Origin of the sequence: Bacillus cereus G9842, assembly GCF_000021305.1 — a bacterium.
Taxonomy (GTDB): Bacteria; Bacillota; Bacilli; order Bacillales; family Bacillaceae_G; genus Bacillus_A; species Bacillus_A thuringiensis_S.
On the sequence record NC_011775.1, the window covers coordinates 119,717 to 136,816 of the forward strand.

Consider the following 17,100-nt stretch of genomic DNA (forward strand, 5'->3'; position numbering starts at 1 on the left):
ATACACTTTATACCAAAAAATATTTGGAGGTGTTACAATGATAAAGCTTAGTACGTGAAGATATGAAAAATACTACTAATAAGACAAAATACATAACATCTTGCTTATTTAACTCCTAAAAATCTAATAGCACAACCATATTATGGTGGGTTTAGTTCTATATCTATCCTACCAATTAAAATTAAAAATACTGTAGCTTTTAATAAATAATTTCATATTACCTATATATTTAAAAATAACGTTAATAGTACCGTTATTTTTAAAAATTTGATCCTAATAAGAAATAGGGGGAAATACATTGTTAAAAAAATTATATGAAAAAGTGAATTTTTCTTCTGAGGAATTAAATATAATACACAATTACATGGCAGTTTCTATACATTCTACTATCCAGAAGCCAATAGCATTAGATTCAATTCCTGTAGACACATTATTATTACTTAGATATAAGATAAGTCACTTTTTAGAAGAACTACCTAAAATATATCAAGAATTTCATAAATCACAGTTCAATCATAATGTAGATCAACCCTTTGTTGTCATAGATGAAATATTTATTAAATCTTTTAAACAAACTTTACAAATAATTAGCGCAGATATAGAGAAACAAAGAGTAGTTCAATCATCTGATTCGCGAGCAGCATTATAATAACATGTATTAAATTGCTAACTAATGATCAGATTAGAAACGAAAATTTTTATGTTAAATTTAACAGAAAGATTGGAAGTTTCTAAACATATAGACTCTGTACTAAACAATACGCTATACTTTAACTTAAGATTTAGCCATTCAAAATAAAAGGTGAAAGTAGGGATTAGAGTGTTTAATACATGGTTCGATAACTTAGAAGATTCATTCTACGAGCGGGTAGAAGAATTTGATCTTGAATTACTTGAACTATATGAAAGTGATGTGTTCACTTTTGAATTTACGAAGGCTGAAAAGTATCCTAGTATTGTTCTAGTGGCAGTAGATGATAGTGGTGATACCTTCAGACACATAATTGCCAAATTCGATATGGAACGTGATGAATTCTTTTATGAGATAAGCGTCGAACCAGGTTTAATATACTCTATGAAGTTCACGGAAACAGCAGCATTAATGAAACATATTCAGATGATAACTTATGCACTCTTACATGATTACTTCAATGAATCAACTAATTTAGAAGAAACAGATATAGAAAAAATGTTTGCAAAGCTTAATCAGCAATTTAACTTAAATGCATTTCAACATATCTTAAAAAAACCTTAAGGTGTATAAATCCCTATCAAAAAGACATTGCCAGTAAATAGCAATGTCTTTTTGATTATTATTAACTTGAACACTTTCATTCCTTTGAGCGATATAGGAATGATATATTACCGCCTTCTGTTGCCCCTAAACTTTGCTTGCACAAACGGAAACCTAAGTACTAATAATAACATGAAATCTATTTCATTTGAAGGATTCACTACATTAAATAGATTCATACAACATCAAAAAATTATTGAATTCAAATATACGAAAATAAAGTTTATACTAATAATTGTAATCGATTTTAAAAAACTAGAAAGAGGTATAAATAACATGACTGAATACTTATTAATGGTACAAAAAAATCAATATAGAGAAGGAGATCATCTAGCATTTTACATATATAGTCCTGCAGATGAAACTTTTAATGGACTGCATTGTAATTACTATATAGAAAAACATTTTGAACGAAGAATGTGGGGGGAAGATGACAAAACAGGTTCTTATACTAAGATATTGGATACTACAGAAACAGACTACAAAATCTACTACTCAATTGAAATTGACTCACCATCAGACATTACAGCTCTAGCTGAAAACATTGTTCAAGAACATCCAGGGAATTACACTGACCAGCGAAACAGATTTATCTCACTTTTAACAGAGAGAAATATAATTACTAGACAATTATAAGTACACATTTTCGAAAGTGAATAAAAAAAGAGTAGGGAAGATAATGTTATCTAAATCTACTCTTTTTTATAAAATCACAAAACAACTTACACTTTATTTATATTTAGCCCTCAAATTCACTCCTACCACTTCTACAAATTTTGTCGTGAACTCAATACGTTGTAAGATTCTTTTTGCTTTACGTGACTCCATCTCTGGGGTTATGCCGTAAGAATCATTAGCTTTTCTTGTTACGTGAGTCAAATGGATCTCTAACTCACTCTTATCACAATTAGATGTAAATAAAGTAGGTAGCTCATTCGTATTTCTATGTTGAAGTATTGGTCCTAGCACTTCATCTCGAAGCCATGCACTTAATTGCTCTGCACAGATATCATCTAATACCAGAATAGGAGTTTCTTTCGCAAATTGAATTTTATCTTCAATGGTCCCATCTGTTATAGAAGCTTTAATTTCTCTAAAAAATTCAGGTACATAAACAATTGTAGTTTCTATACCCTCAGTAGCCAATGTTTTTGCAGCAAAAGCAACTAAATAAGATTTACCCACTCCAAAATCACCATGTAAATATAAACCATCGGACTTCCCAGTTGTTTTCATATCTTTAATAAATTCAAAGACAGCTGATAAAGCAGGTTCTCTGCTAGATTGTGGATCAATATCCTCTAGATTAATGTTAAGCATTTTTTTAGGCGTATTTACAGCTTTAATTAATCGATTTTCTTTTTGTAACATACTTAAGTTTATATCAAATTCGCATTGCTTCGTTAGTTCTTCTATACGATTGGATTCATTACTACGAATATCAAATCGTTCACCCTTTTTCGCATTTGGACAATTATTAAGTCGGTATACTAATTTATCATATTCACTTAAACTCTTATTAAATTGCATCTCCTTACATGAACTACAATTTTCATATTCAATAATAGCGCTTTGAAAACGTGTTGCTGTAGAGGTTAGAGTTTGTTCTGGAACACCAGGATACATCTTTCTAAAATTCTGTACATATGGATGCATCATTGTTTTTTCTATTTGCTCTTTCCATTTTTCAAAACTAAAACTAAACATTTCAGATGAAGATAGTATTTCTTTTGTATCTTTCACTTTTTCTACCTCCGAGGTATACCAATATGAATTATATAAATTAAAAAGGAAACTAAGATTATGTAATTTAGTTCCCCTTATGATTAACGTATTTTACTTAAAACTTCGTTTATATCATAATTAAAATAGCAAATAGATGCTGTTATGACAACAAAAAGCTAGTAAACTATCTAATAAACCTGGTTATAAACTCATGAAAGCATTATTAAAATTTTCTAAAGGCATAATATTAACCTTTTTCCTCTATTTTAACTTTAGGTAGATTTAATACGTTGTTATTCTGCTCCGTTGAAATGTTATTGTTGTTTTTCTGTTTATAATAAGGAAATATACCCATTACAGTGAAAACAACCCAAGATAATAAACAAGATAAAAAAACAAAAGGTAACGCCTTTAGTAAAAATTGAAAAGCATGATATACTATTTCACTCGCAATAATATCAATATCTTGCGTCAAAAAAACTTCACTAAACATTGTGCATTCATGCATTCTTTATCCTCTTCTCTTCTTTTGTTTTTTTCTTCTTAAAACTTCATGAAGAAATATGGGGAAACTATCGCACAAAAAAACAAAAATAAGCTAATAAACCACTCATACTTTCTCTTTTTTTACCTCCAAGGTTTTCCAATATGAATTATATAAATTAAAAAGGGGAACTAAAATTGTGTAATTTAATTCCCCTTATGATTAACGAATTTCACTTAGAACTTCGTTTATATCATAATTAAAATAGCAAATAGATGCTGTTACAACAACACTAACGCCCAAGCTCCTACAGAAGCACATATGCCTACCACCAAGCCAAATGATAAGTTTATTTGAGTATAGCGGTTGACGATGTAATATATACTTATGCAAACTACAAAAAATAAACTTACAATACCTATGAATTGAAAAAGTCTAATAAAACTTTCAGTAATAAAATTCTGCATATCTATAGCCATATAAAAAACCTCCTTGCATCAATTTAATTATTATATAATAATAATATGAAATACGCATTTAAAATATAAATCATAAATGCATTAGTTAGGGACAAATGACTAAATCTTTCTACCCTATTTACATTATATAAAAGACAAAAAATATCTGCTTTTAAAAATGGTTTTAGTATAAATAACCACACAATTTCCTATGCAGGAAAATTGAGGGAAATTGTAAACAACGTGTAGAAAGTAAATTGGAAGTTGGAGGACAACAAGAGAGATTTTAACACAAGGAGTGAAGCAAGCAGCGATGAGTAAGCAGACATTGAAAGAATTCATGATCTTATTAGGGCTTATAGTTATTGTTTTAGGTGTCATCATGTACAACGGAATTAGAGAGCAAAAGCTAGATCCATATAAACCATTACCCCAAGAGCAAACAGAGCAGAAACAAAATGAGAAGGACACCCCTTATATGAACGAAACAAAGCGTCAACAGATTAACGAATTGTACAATTCTAGGGATGAGATTGAAAACAGAATGAAATAGTATAATTAGGTTATAAAGCTCTCACATTAATTGTGAGAGCTTTTTTATTATAGGTATACATTTTCATTAGTAGAGTTATAAAAGAGCTTATACGTGTCATTAAACTTTAGTGGTAACAGATTGTATGGTCAAAGTAGAAAATAATAAGCAACCCAGCGATTTTGTTGAGTTAGATAAACGAACCTTAGTTTCTTTTTTCATAAGATGCATTCTTAGTAAGAAGCACACAAAAGAGTTAACGCATAATATAGATTGTATATAAACTAAAAGACCACCGTATAAAACGATGGTCCAAAGTGGATACAACCCTAGTTTCTTAGTGATATAAATCATATTATAGCATATTTAACAATATAGTTAAATTATATGCCTGGAGTACTTTATAAGTTTAGGATTATTTGACAGAAAATTTATTCTTTTGATAAAATATAGGTACCTTGATAGTAAGAAAACTAAGTTATAACTGGTAAGTGAAAGTAGTAAAGGACTTGAGACACCCTTTACTACTTTTTTATAGAAATTATTCATTAAAGAAAAAATAGGGTATTATTTTATTTACATTTACAAATAAGGTTATTATCCTAATGAAAGGGAGCGTACGAGAATGCAAGATTTCCAAGAAGAATTATATAAGAATTTATCTTCTACTAACAAAAAGGTCACTATATTTTTAAAAAGTGGTGTTAGAATCATGGGTGAAATTTCTGGTGTAGACAGATTCACTGTTCTTATATTAGTAAATGGAAAACAACAGCTTATTTATAAACAAGCGATTTCAACTATAGCGGCATAATAAATTTCTAAAACTTTTAATTATTCCAATGGGGGACTTTAAATGGACATTCTTGAAAACGGGCTACATTCCTTGAAAAATGCTATTCATAATTTAAAACAATTAGAAACAGCTCCAGAAAGTGATAGAGAATACATTATAAAAGATGCAATAATAGGTATACACCATTCTACAGAAACTCTTTTTAAGTATTTAGTAAAGGAGAAACAAGAACTACTTATTTTTAAAGATTTAAATGATTATTTCACAAAAGAAATGAAATATAAATTGAACAATAATGGTGAGAACTCTAAGAGTTACCAAGGTAATACTATAACTTATATGGAAGCGATCGATCGTGCAGCAGTTTTAAATGACTTAAACATTTCAAAAATTGATTATGGAACATTTGATAAATTAAATAAGTTGAGAAACTCTATTACTCACCATGAATATGATTTAACTGAGGAACTAGTTAAATATTTAATAGCACAAGTATTAACTATTGTTTTTCCAATTTACAATGAAAAATTACCTAACTTTAAAGAATATGTAAAAGAACATAAACTCGATTTAAAAGGCACAAGTCAAGTTAACGATTTACATATTTGGAAATTCATTAGACACTTCACTTTATTAAAAAAAGTCTTTATATCTAATCAGTTTATTAATGAACACAAAGAAGATGATAAAGAGTTTAATAAATTTTTAAACGGGAAAAAGAAAGAAAGAGACAGTGAATCTTTAATTAAATTTCATGAATGTCCATGTTGCAAAGAGGAATTCTTTAAAAAAGAATATGTATACTTTGAAGCTGCCGAAGAAGTAATGTATTATGGCCACTGTTTGTTATGTAATATATCACTAGATAAAGATGATGCTAATTATATTGAAATGACCTATGGTAGCTATGATTCATTTCTTAAATTATTCAAAAAAGATATAGCCATTTTAAAAGATTTATTATATATGGAAGATCTTGAATCGCGAATTTCTTCTGAAGATGCATCTGTAATAAATGCATTTTGGGATGATGAAGAAATAAATGCATTTTTATTAGAATATTTAGAGGCTATTTTTGACAAGGCACTATTCGACGTATTAGTAGATGACTGTTATTCGATAAATTATGATTCCTCAGAGTTAGATGATGCAGTAGCATGGGATAAAGAGCTTGAAGTTAGCGAAGTAATAGACCATCTAGATGAGTTTGATGTCTCTCAAATAAAACAAATGGTATCTAATTGTACTGTGCTACAAATTAAACATGAAATCAGTAATACTGCGTTTAATAATGCAATTGAACAAGAATTTGTAATGAATACATGTGTAGGACATCATTACCCACACACAAACGAAGAGGTAACTGTTGATGTGAAAATTACTTTCGAACTAGATCCATCAATATTTATTGAATTTATTATGGATAATCAATTTTCTTAAGGGAATCATTACCTTTGATTTCCTAACCTAGATTATCTATAATATATATGGGTATATTGATGACATTGGTAGTTTTATACTGCATAATTCATTAATTTAAAGCAACAAAGAGATTTTATCTCTTTGTTGCTTTTTCAGTTGTTTGAATCCTCTAAAAACTTCATATGAAAAACATCTTAACTCCACACATAGCACAAGTTGAAATTATATAATTAATCCATAGTCAAACAAACAAGACATTCCGATATAATAATATTAGGAATATACATTATAAAATGTTATTAAATTTTAAATTGAATGTGAGGTTTTATTATGAACAACTTTAATACTGATAACGTGCAAGGATTGGTTTCAGAAGAAAACGTAGAGTTATTAAAAGTAATGGCACATCCTGTACGTCTACAAATTGTAAGTGAATTAGCTAAAAGTAAAACACTAAATGTAACTCAATTAACAGACATTTTGGATATTCCACAATCAACAGTATCGCAACATTTATCTAAAATGAGAGGGAAAGCTCTTAAAGCTGAAAGAAAAGGGTTAGAGATGTACTATCATATCGAAAACTCCAAAGCTGATAAAATCATACAAATCCTTGGCCATGCTAATTAAATCCAAAAAATAGATGAATGTATATCCGAACATGGAATACAATTCATCTATTTTTATTTTTGTACAACGTATTTCAGTATAAAATAAGACAACTGTTTTGGTTCCGTCTAATAATACTTCTGATTTTTCTTCATTATATTTAAAACTAATATGTTTCTAACCACAAATCCTACACCTTATGCGAATGTAGATAAACAAATAATACACACTTCAAAGATTGCATATCAATTTTATAACAAGGATTGGTTTAGGGGAATTTAACTATTACTAGGAACAAAAAATAAATTTACAATTTTTTATAAGAAATCTTTATAAATTTAAATTATACTGGTAATCATAGAGTAGTTAAAAGATTTGAAGGGAAAGCGTAATTTTTAAATGACAGACCTTTAAATTATTTTATTTCTATATAAACATTAAAAAATTTAAATAGGAGGATAAAAATGACTCAACGTAGATGGGTAAATATGACTATTAAAACTAATGGTTTCTCAAAGGAAAAACATATATACGTGAATGATCCCAAACATCAACATAATGAAGTGGTATTTTCCTGTACCATTAACGAATATACACTAGAAGTAAAGGTTATTAAGGAAGATTCAAATTTCATTTGCTTCCAACAAGGATATTTAAAAAACAATACTCCTATCGATATACCTATGTGGCTTTCACCAAACATACTGGGTACTCAGGCAAAAAAACAAAGATGGTTAGATTTAATTTCTTTCATTAACAGGATTGAAGGGGATTCCCTCAAACTTATAGAAATAAATGAATTTGGAGATGAAGCAAAAGTTATATCTACAAAAACTACATTTTATTTTTCTTTATCAGACGCCAAAAACAGCACACAAAGAGAATACTTCGAATTATTTATAAAGGAAACTGGGGCAAATAGTGAAAAAATGAGAAACGATGAATTTACGAGTTGGATGAGAGAAAAGCTAGGTGTGGAAGGAAAGTAAAAACTGCAATTTCACTTTATAATTAGAAAGGAAAGAATACTATGATCTATTCACTACGAAAGACAGTAGGTTTTTTTTTAATACCACTACCAATAGCTGTTTTCATCACATTTCTAATTATAAGTACAATACCTATATCCAGCATAGAACCCTCTAGGATTTTAGGAGATTTTTATTTTAATTTACAAGAATCTATATTTATATCCGTATGGAATTTTATAAAGGCTGCAACAACTGAAATTGTAATTCCTATCTATCAATCTTGTCTTGTTACGTGGATACTTATTTATGGTATCTGGATGTGTATAAAAAAATCTATGATAAATATAATAAAAGATAGTAAATATTAAGTAGGAAGACATGAAGTAGGAACTTATTTTATAGTGTAATATGTTGAATTATCTACGGGGGAATTTTATTTAGTATCCATTTTCTTGTCCGCATATCGGGACAAGAAAATGGATATTTTTTTAAACGGAGACACTAAAGTGGATACTTTTTCACATACAGACAACAACCAAGTGGGTACTTTTTAAAACTAGCTGCAAACACAATGAAATTTTAACTACTAGGGGGAGCGCCAACCAAACGCGAATTCCGTACGTTAAAGAATTTTTCATATAGGGGTCATCATATATAAAAAGCCGATTTTCTGTAAAGGATTGAACAGACGAAAGAATATCTTTGTTAATAAGCATAATCACGATCTGATGTTAGAATATGGTTTACATAAAATTATTTGATATTTTAATTTCTGAATACTTAAATATTATTTTATCAAGTTTAATAAACTAACATTATTTGTAAAACGTGTTAAGTTTGTTGTGCAAGTTATAAAAAAATATTTGAGGGGGAATTTTTATGTTCAAGAAATTAGTAGTTGGAGCATTAGCGACTGGTATTATGTTATCTAGTACAGGTGGAGCTATGGCTGCAACACCTAATACTGAAAGTCCGAAGCAAGAAAACGTTACTATGGCAGCGGAAAAGAAAACGCTGAGAGTACCAGGGTTTGCTACTAGAGAAGAGATACCGAACAAAGTCGTCACTGTAATTGGTATCACGTGGTATTTAAAAGGGGCAACGAAAGAAATGGATAAAACATGGACAGCTTATTATGAGGGTTGGAGTAATTAATTAAATCTATTTATTATAAAAAAGCCTCCTTATAACGAGGCTTTTTTATTTGTGTAAAATCATAAAGAAAAGACACCCCGTGCATTGATATATATAACATTTATTAATGTAATTAAATTTCACACATTCTATCGCTTAAAAATAGTATCCACTTTCTTTTCTAAAAAGTACCCATTTTCATGTCTTTGTTGTTGTACTGTAGAAAGACATAAAAGTCTAAACTAAAATCTTATGAACAATCGTTGATAAATAGCCATTACCATAAATTTTGTAGGTAATTTCTTGTCTCAATAACGGGACATGAAAGTCTAAACTACTTAGCCAGTAATAATACAATAAAATGAAAGTAACCTTTTAGCCAATAGATTACATTCAAATTACTTATTCCAGGATAAGTGATTTGAATGTTTAGCATGATTAACCCCATAAGATAATTCTAATTTGGTAATAAAACAAGAACCCATCTTATTTCATGATAGGTTCCTCTCTTAGACGGAAATATTTTCAGATGTGGCGGGCTATTCTTTAAATCGTTTCCGTACCCCCAATAGGCATAATCGTCTTCATACATTTCTTCGTATTCTTCAAGCGTAAATTCTTTGTGTAAGAATAAAAATATCTAGCCTTTGTTAAATTCTAATGTTATCAATATATTATCCATTTAATATATCGTATATACGACGCACTTCATCTCTCGCACTATTGTCGTATTTTCCAATTAAGTTTTTTCTAGAATTCAAAGTGTAATTATAACCTGGTTTAGTAATGTTACCCTTTAAATCGTAAACCTCATGTTGGTAAATTCCATGTTGTCCTTTTCTATATCGACCTAATGCCACCAGTATGATCTTCTTTGCGCCAGCTTTAAGCAATAAATTTCTAGCCGTCTCAAAAGAAATACCATTAGTAATATAGTCATCTATTACACACACAACTTGTCCCTTAATCTTGTTTGCATAGTATGGATTTAATACGATAGAATCAAAGTGTTTCATACAACCTTGTCTACGGCGTATCTCAGGATCTGTATTACGGCTTTTATTTACAGCAGTATGTCTAATAAATAAAGGCTTGTTCATTTTTTTATATGTTAGATATCGGCATCTCTCTTTAAGTTCTTCAAGTTCCTCATTTAAATTAACACTTGAAGAAGGGAAAATCCCCCATCTATCTACATTTCGTAATTCTGAACTTTTCATTACTCCTGAAATCAAGTGAAAATAAAGTGTATTAAAATAATTTCTATCACCAGACTTTAATAGGTTTTCAAATCCTATTAGAACTTCTTTTTCTGTTCGTACAACATCACCATTAAGTGTATTTGCAGAAGTTAGTGCTAATACAGTAGTATTTTGATCTATTTCTAATTCATAATACCATTTGTTTTGATTATTAATAAGCCTAATTGCTTCAAGTAATTGATTAGGTCTTTCAAGTGTAATACCATATCGAGCTGGCTTTTCCTCTTGCTTTACACTCCATGCAGGATTAATAATCAAAATTCTTTTATTAGCAGCTAATATTAAATCATCATCGCTGCTACCGACCAAAATAAAACTACTTGCATTATCTTCGTTAACTTTTTCTCGAATTCTTTTACGGTATGTACATATCACTTTAAACTCAAATGTTTCCTCGAAGATTTCTTTCATAATTCTTATACTTTCAGTATCATGCGAAATGACGATTATTTTATGTCCATCTTCATTTAAATTTTTGATAAACTCTTCAACACCAGTATACATCTTAAAATCTTCATCAAAAACCGTTAACCTAGCTAGAACAACCGCTTTTGCCATTGAGAGATCACTCCTTTATTAATGAAAAATTAGAAATTAAGATTACTTAAATTTGTGTATATCCTTGCACTATTACTAGACAAAATTTTTAGGACACCTGTAGATTTGTTATCAAAACAATATAACGGTCTTTTTTGTTTATAAGCATATCGAGCAGTGTGCATAGTACCACTTTTTTCTGAGCACTCTGCAATAATTACAGCGTTGCTAAGACCAGAAATAATTCTGTTGCGATGAATGTAATTTGTTTTTTTAAATACAGTTTCACTTTTATAGTACTCGCTTATTAAAAGACCATCTTTTGCTAATATTTCATTTGCATAGGGCTTATGACTCTTAGGAGTAACATCGTCAATAGGACTTGGAAGTACAGCTATTGTTTTACCATTACTATCTAACGTACACTTATGTGCGTGAATATCAGTACCTAATGCTAGGCCACTTGCAATTACGATATCTGTTGATACCATCTCTTGAACAGTACTATCTATTTGTTTCAAAGTTTGATCTGTTGGATTTCTTGTCCCTACAATAGAACAAATGAATTTATTTTCTAATAAACTTCTATTGCCCTTCATAAAAATAAAAAAAGGAGGAGAGGGGATACTTTTCAGAGAAGTTGGATAACCATCTTCATAATATATAAAATATTCGATTTTCTCATCTGAAAATTCACTTAATATCTTAGAGATGTTTGATTTACTTTTTTGAATTGAATCTATTGAGGAAAGTAATTCAAGTTCATTATCATTAAAAACTCCAAGTGAGAATTGCAGTTCTAAGAAATCGCCTTCCAACAGATGATTTAATTGTTCTTCATTAGATTCTCTATATAATTTACTAAGTGTAGCTAAAGAAATACCTAAATCATAGAGAACAAAAATCATCTCTTTTATGTTCATGATATTCTCCTTTCCAAGAAAATCACTAACTATTTAATTATCATATAACACCACTATAGTTAAATAAAAGGTATTCCCTTGTTTTTTATGAGAATTTTTCTTATGTGTAAATAAGTATTCACATAGTATTATGCTTCTTAATTAGTTTATATTCAACTTTCCTTAATTGATAAGTGTTTATTAATTTGTAAAAAGTGAGTATTAAAAAAAAGATAGGTCTTTTCAGCTTCCTAAGATAGAGGGGAAATCCACACACGTAAAAGGGGGATTCCTGGGATTATGTAGCCCTTAAGACAATCTGCAAAGTCATTACTTCTAAACAATTTATTAATTCCATTAATAAATGTTTAGAAATAGGACTTTACGAGATAACATTTTAAAGTACTTCAAAAATATATAGACCTGCTGAATCGTTTGTGAATTTTTTAAAACGATTTCTATCAAATTTATTTAGTCATTATAATTTGCTATATATATTGATAAAAATAATAGTATAGGTAAATAGAGAAGGATGAATAATTCTTTAATATATTTAACTGCAGCAATCCCTTTATAAAAAATATCCATTTTCATGTCTTTTTACATGTACAAAGATGTACAAAGACATGAAAGTAGGAACTAATCTTATAGTGTAAAATACTGAATTATTAACAGATACAGTTCATTTGGTACCCATTTTTTTGTCATCATTTCATGACAAGAAAATGGGTACTTTTTTAAATTAAGACACCAAAGTGGATACTTTTTAAAAAAATAGGAAACTAAATTTGTTATAATAAATATTACATTTGAATATTTGGAGGAATTGAATTTTGAATAAGAAATTATTAGTAGCTTTAACATGTAGTACTTTATTTATGGGGATGACAGCGTGTGAATCTAATGATACTGCTAGCACAGTGGAAAAATCAAAGCAAGAGAGCTCAAAAAAATTAAGCACTACACAGAAAAAAGCTACAAAAGAAGAGGTATCGGTAAAAGAAATAAATACAACTATTAATGCTGGACCCTATAAATATAGTCCTAATGGTTTAAATAATGAGCATTTCCTAATTTATGATAATGCAAAATTCGAAGATGATTTTGATGGACTTAAAGTATCTATAAACCAACTATCTTTAACAAATAAAGAAAAAGTATTGGACGGAAATGATATTGGTTCTATTCGTATAGCCTTTACAATTGAGAACACTTCAAGTTCTACTTTTACTCTTAACTTTAATGACGTACATGGTACTACTGATCAGGGCGAACTAACTAATACATTTAATGCTGCCAAACCAGCTCGTTTACACCCTACTTTAAAAATTGACGATACAATGGATAATAAAGTTGTATTTAAAAACTACGGCACCCAAGATTTAGAATCAATAAACTGGGTTGATTTTACTTTTGAAATCCATAGGCAAAGCCCAGAAATGACAATTGCAAAAACTCGAAAATATAAAATTAGATTTAATATAGATCAGCATTATACAGCGACTACCACTAAACAAGAACAACCTCAATCTTCTTCAGATAAGGATACTGTTACATACAAAAATGAAATTAAACCTAAAATTGATTCCATGATAAAAGAGTATAATGATATATGGAATCAAGAAGTAAAATCAGTTTTCAACAAAGAGGGGGAAACTCCAGCAACTGTAGATCAAAATGCTTTACAAAAACAAATGGAACTTGTATCAACTAAATACAGAGAATTGTCAAATGAGAATATCAACTTTAATGCATCCGATAAAATAAATGACCCTGTTTTAAAAGAAAAAATAAGTAAATTTAGAGAAGAGTTTGGTGCTGCGGCAAATTATAGAGAAAATGCAGCAAATGCTATATTACAAGGAATACGAGGTGTAGCTCCAATGGAAGACAGAATGAAAGAAGCACGAAAATCTCGTCAACTTTCTGAACAAAAATTTAGTAACGCTTCAACTAATTTAACTGAATTTGAAACAAAGTTAACTAGTAAGTAGTATAAAAAAGAGAGCCACGCTCTCGGTTTTACTTCACAGTAAAACCTAATTAACTGTGAAGTAAAACTAAAATTTAATTTAATTCTACATAAGTAACAAAAGACATTTATGAAGTATCTACTTTCATGTCTAAAAAGTATCCATTTTCATGTCCTTGTACAAAAGAGGGGGGGAAAATACATTACACTGCGCTTTTTCATCTTCGCGTTAAATCCCTATTTAACGAACAGTTGATGTTTATATATTATTATGTTATGATTTAATTATCAAATATTATTATTTAATGAGGTAAAATGTCATGATGCGAGTTTTAATTGAATTTTTCTTGTTTATGTGCTGTTTTGCAAATGCTTTTCTTCTAGCGCTAGAGATTCGACGATATATAAACATAAAAAAGCATACTTTGTTTTGCAACAACCACGATATATCTCGTGGTAAAATTAAAGTTGTAATTCATTCATGTGTGACCACATGTTTTGTCGTAGCATTCCTAATATTGAAGCTAAATATAGCATGATTTATCGTACTAATGTGTAGATAGAAATAATATTAACTAATTTAAATGGAGGTATAGAAATTAAGCGTATGCATACAAAAATAACACGTTTTATAAGTTTAAGCACTAGTATCTTAATGTTTTCTTTTTTACTATGGATTCCCCTTGCTATTATTAGCCTTGTATTTAGTCTAGAAACCTTACAAGTTATAGTGAGTATAGGTCATATTTTACATATGCTACTCCTGTGGATTTTTCTTGCTCTAAATAGTCGCTTTGTTTATAATATTCCATTTAGAAGAACTAGTTATATTTTCGCATTGCCTAGAGTAAAAGAATCAATGCTTTCCAAACATAAAAACAGAACATCTGTTCGTTAAAAATGTATTTAACGTGAAGATTGTCGATTATAATAGAATTATGTATAGTAAAGGTATCAATATAAAATTGATACCTTTCTTGTTGTCCAATACATATTTATGAAGCATTTTAATAGTATATATTATCACTTAATTAGAAGATTTGAGGTGTACACCATGAGTAATAGAGAAAAAGAACGTTTTAAAGCTCTTGTAGAAAAGCATAAAAATAATATGCCCTGGTATGTCATAGAATACCTAGAAATGAAGACTGCTCTCTCCCCTGCTACTCTATACGCATATATAACTGAATTTGAAAAATTCTTTAAATGGATTATTCTTAAGCGATTAGCTGTCGTAAATGGTAACGTGGTTACTAATATAACCGATATACCTATTGAGACATTACAGACATTACCCTTAAATGATGTAAATCGCTTTCACATGTACTTACAAGGTGAAGGAATTGAAACTAGAGCTATTAATAGAACCTTTTCTGCCTTAAAATCTCTCTTTAAATATTTAGCACAGAATTCAGAAGATGAGCATGGAAAAAGCTATCTCTCACGTAACGTTATGGAGAAAATCGAACTACATAAAGAAAAAGTTGATGCTGCAGCAAGAGCTGATGAAGTGGCAAATATTATCTTTAATGATAATGAGGATGTAGCATTCTTACGATTTTTAATAAATGATTATGCAACAATCTTAAAAGAGACATCTACACGTAAATACAATTATTTTTTACGTGACAAAGAACGTGATATAGCATTAATAAGCCTTATTTTAGGCACTGGGCTTCGAGTATCAGAATTAGCTAGTCTTACCCTCTCAAGTATAAACTTTCGACAGGGAACCATTAAGGTGACACGTAAAGGTAATAAAAAATCTTCAATTCTCGCAACGAAATCGTGTTTAGACGACGTACAGGAATACATGAAAGTACGTTTAGAGAAATATATGTGTCCGCCTGAAGAGGATATTCTATTTGTAACTAGGTACCAGGGAAAATACACACAGCTTTCTGTACGCGCTATACAGAACTTAGTAGAGAAGTATTCAAGCGCCTTCGATGAAAAGCGTAGCCCACATAAGCTACGTCATACATATGCTACAAATCATTATAAGGAAAACAAGGACTTAGTATTGCTACGAGATCAACTTGGTCACACTTCTGTTGAGGTTACTAGTATCTATACAAATATAAATAATGAAAAGAAACGAGAAGCGATTGATCGTTTAGAAAAAAGACAATTTGAATAGAATTCATTGGAATCAGTCTTCATTGTTTGGTGAAATATAAAGTTTGATAATAATATTAATATAAATAGTAGAACCCCATCCATTATGAATCATATTTCTTCAAAATGAATGGGGTTTTATGAATGTTCTAATGTAATCACTTCAAAGAGTATTAATAAAAAAATCATCCACAATCTTATTAATAAATTGTTCTTTTTTTGATATATGCATTTTATCACAAAAGTCATCTAAAATTATTCGTGCAACACTTTCATCAAACTTCTTATATTTAGTACAAAAATTAGAAATCATGTTTCTATCTGGGTATCCTACTTTATAAGAAGCTGGGATAAGAGGGTCATTATTCTTATTTTGAGCTAAAATTTGTGCATCGATAATTTCACTATTACTTAATTCCGCTATTACAGCACCTTCTATATTTGCTCTCATCTCTTGTAATAACACCTTTGCATTATCTTTTTGCATAGGGCCTTCTATCATAAACAAAGTACATAATTTTGCAATGAAAGAATTATATGCCTGTTTTGATCCATATTCTTTGTGGTAAAAATGGATTAACTCATGCCCAACAAAAAACTTCAATACATGAGGATGTAACTGTGCATCCCTAATTAAAACTGATGGTAATACTAATCCTTTTCTTTTTGCTAGTCCAGTATATTGATTAGAAAATGGTTTGGAATTTTTTTCATATACGACTATATCCTTAATTCCTAATTTTGCAGAAAACTTGTCTACTACATTATATATTCTTGGATTATCTTCTCTTCTTAATAATATTTCACTCATATTCTTGCTCCTAAACTTATAATATATAATTTCACTACTGCCCTACTAACCATATGATCAGCTGCAATTTCTA

At 29.4% G+C, this 17,100-nt stretch carries 17 protein-coding genes; 11 read left to right on the plus strand and 6 right to left on the minus strand.

What is annotated here, in order from left to right; genetic code table 11:
- Positions 1-298 precede the first annotated feature (298 nt).
- The 3 genes from BCG9842_RS27970 (at position 299) to BCG9842_RS27980 (ending at position 1,930) form a co-directional block, all read left to right on the plus strand.
- Complete coding sequence (locus BCG9842_RS27970) at positions 299-649, plus strand: hypothetical protein (protein ID WP_000914508.1); 351 nt, start codon at positions 299-301, stop codon at positions 647-649.
- 171 nt (positions 650-820) lie between these two features.
- Complete coding sequence (locus BCG9842_RS27975; protein WP_000483518.1) at positions 821-1,255, plus strand: hypothetical protein; 435 nt, start codon at positions 821-823, stop codon at positions 1,253-1,255.
- 315 nt (positions 1,256-1,570) lie between these two features.
- A complete protein-coding gene (locus BCG9842_RS27980) occupies positions 1,571-1,930 on the plus strand; it encodes a hypothetical protein (RefSeq protein ID WP_232297549.1) in 360 nt (119 codons plus the stop codon).
- 93 nt (positions 1,931-2,023) lie between these two features.
- On the opposite strand, the gene dnaI is transcribed toward BCG9842_RS27980, so the two are convergent.
- The 3 genes from dnaI to BCG9842_RS27995 form a co-directional block, all read right to left on the minus strand.
- Positions 2,024-3,037 (minus strand): primosomal protein DnaI, encoded by a 1,014-nt coding sequence (gene dnaI, locus BCG9842_RS27985; protein WP_000655524.1) that lies wholly within the window; start codon positions 3,035-3,037, stop codon positions 2,024-2,026.
- A 229-nt stretch (positions 3,038-3,266) separates the two neighbouring features.
- Entirely contained in the window at positions 3,267-3,527 is a 261-nt protein-coding gene (locus BCG9842_RS27990) for a hypothetical protein (RefSeq protein ID WP_000544048.1), read from the minus strand.
- Between the two features lie 257 nt (positions 3,528-3,784).
- Entirely contained in the window at positions 3,785-3,982 is a 198-nt protein-coding gene (locus tag BCG9842_RS27995) for a hypothetical protein (protein ID WP_000963356.1), read from the minus strand.
- Between the two features lie 292 nt (positions 3,983-4,274).
- On the opposite strand from BCG9842_RS27995, the gene BCG9842_RS28000 reads away from it, so the two are divergent.
- From BCG9842_RS28000 to BCG9842_RS28030, 6 genes are all read left to right on the plus strand, one after another.
- Positions 4,275-4,514, plus strand: coding sequence for a hypothetical protein (locus tag BCG9842_RS28000; protein ID WP_041488202.1), 240 nt, complete (start codon positions 4,275-4,277; stop codon positions 4,512-4,514).
- 604 nt (positions 4,515-5,118) lie between these two features.
- Entirely contained in the window at positions 5,119-5,307 is a 189-nt protein-coding gene (hfq, locus tag BCG9842_RS28005; protein WP_001150836.1) for an RNA chaperone Hfq, read from the plus strand.
- Between the two features lie 42 nt (positions 5,308-5,349).
- Complete coding sequence (locus BCG9842_RS28010; protein WP_000353157.1) at positions 5,350-6,729, plus strand: hypothetical protein; 1,380 nt, start codon at positions 5,350-5,352, stop codon at positions 6,727-6,729.
- A gap of 312 nt (positions 6,730-7,041) precedes the next feature.
- Positions 7,042-7,341: an ArsR/SmtB family transcription factor gene (locus BCG9842_RS28015; RefSeq protein ID WP_001058872.1), complete on the plus strand. Its 300-nt coding sequence runs from the start codon at positions 7,042-7,044 to the stop codon at positions 7,339-7,341.
- A gap of 443 nt (positions 7,342-7,784) precedes the next feature.
- On the plus strand, positions 7,785-8,309 hold the full coding sequence (locus BCG9842_RS28020; RefSeq protein ID WP_000194246.1) for a hypothetical protein: 525 nt from the start codon (positions 7,785-7,787) through the stop codon (positions 8,307-8,309).
- 861 nt (positions 8,310-9,170) lie between these two features.
- On the plus strand, positions 9,171-9,446 hold the full coding sequence (locus tag BCG9842_RS28030; RefSeq protein ID WP_000473827.1) for an LCI fold-containing protein: 276 nt from the start codon (positions 9,171-9,173) through the stop codon (positions 9,444-9,446).
- A gap of 653 nt (positions 9,447-10,099) precedes the next feature.
- Here BCG9842_RS28030 and BCG9842_RS28035 read toward each other — a convergent pair.
- Both BCG9842_RS28035 and BCG9842_RS28040 read right to left on the minus strand, forming a co-directional pair.
- Complete coding sequence (locus tag BCG9842_RS28035) at positions 10,100-11,245, minus strand: phosphoribosyltransferase (RefSeq protein ID WP_001029813.1); 1,146 nt, start codon at positions 11,243-11,245, stop codon at positions 10,100-10,102.
- 29 nt (positions 11,246-11,274) lie between these two features.
- Entirely contained in the window at positions 11,275-12,147 is an 873-nt protein-coding gene (locus BCG9842_RS28040) for a DNA-processing protein DprA (RefSeq protein WP_001021845.1), read from the minus strand.
- Between the two features lie 812 nt (positions 12,148-12,959).
- Here BCG9842_RS28040 and BCG9842_RS28045 point away from each other — a divergent pair.
- Entirely contained in the window at positions 12,960-14,120 is a 1,161-nt protein-coding gene (locus BCG9842_RS28045; protein WP_001035643.1) for a hypothetical protein, read from the plus strand.
- A gap of 1,032 nt (positions 14,121-15,152) precedes the next feature.
- The gene (xerS, locus tag BCG9842_RS28050; protein WP_000071016.1) at positions 15,153-16,238 is read left to right on the plus strand and encodes a tyrosine recombinase XerS; all 1,086 of its coding nucleotides are present in this window, start codon (positions 15,153-15,155) and stop codon (positions 16,236-16,238) included.
- A 141-nt stretch (positions 16,239-16,379) separates the two neighbouring features.
- Here xerS and BCG9842_RS28055 read toward each other — a convergent pair whose 3' ends face one another.
- Positions 16,380-17,027: a hypothetical protein gene (locus BCG9842_RS28055; protein WP_001289819.1), complete on the minus strand. Its 648-nt coding sequence runs from the start codon at positions 17,025-17,027 to the stop codon at positions 16,380-16,382.
- Positions 17,028-17,100 lie beyond the last annotated feature (73 nt).

Bases quoted from the DNA above. Each gene is read 5' to 3' on its own strand.
- BCG9842_RS27980 (WP_232297549.1), top strand. From the start codon at position 1,571: ATGACTGAATACTTATTAATGGTACAAAAAAATCAATATAGAGAAGGA.
- BCG9842_RS27990 (WP_000544048.1), bottom strand. From the start codon at position 3,527: ATGCATGAATGCACAATGTTTAGTGAAGTTTTTTTGACGCAAGATATT.
- BCG9842_RS27995 (WP_000963356.1), bottom strand. From the start codon at position 3,982: ATGGCTATAGATATGCAGAATTTTATTACTGAAAGTTTTATTAGACTT.
- BCG9842_RS28000 (WP_041488202.1), top strand. From the start codon at position 4,275: ATGAGTAAGCAGACATTGAAAGAATTCATGATCTTATTAGGGCTTATA.
- hfq (WP_001150836.1), top strand. From the start codon at position 5,119: ATGCAAGATTTCCAAGAAGAATTATATAAGAATTTATCTTCTACTAAC.
- BCG9842_RS28010 (WP_000353157.1), top strand. From the start codon at position 5,350: ATGGACATTCTTGAAAACGGGCTACATTCCTTGAAAAATGCTATTCAT.
- BCG9842_RS28015 (WP_001058872.1), top strand. From the start codon at position 7,042: ATGAACAACTTTAATACTGATAACGTGCAAGGATTGGTTTCAGAAGAA.
- BCG9842_RS28020 (WP_000194246.1), top strand. From the start codon at position 7,785: ATGACTCAACGTAGATGGGTAAATATGACTATTAAAACTAATGGTTTC.
- BCG9842_RS28030 (WP_000473827.1), top strand. From the start codon at position 9,171: ATGTTCAAGAAATTAGTAGTTGGAGCATTAGCGACTGGTATTATGTTA.
- BCG9842_RS28035 (WP_001029813.1), bottom strand. From the start codon at position 11,245: ATGGCAAAAGCGGTTGTTCTAGCTAGGTTAACGGTTTTTGATGAAGAT.
- BCG9842_RS28040 (WP_001021845.1), bottom strand. From the start codon at position 12,147: ATGAACATAAAAGAGATGATTTTTGTTCTCTATGATTTAGGTATTTCT.
- xerS (WP_000071016.1), top strand. From the start codon at position 15,153: ATGAGTAATAGAGAAAAAGAACGTTTTAAAGCTCTTGTAGAAAAGCAT.
- BCG9842_RS28055 (WP_001289819.1), bottom strand. From the start codon at position 17,027: ATGAGTGAAATATTATTAAGAAGAGAAGATAATCCAAGAATATATAAT.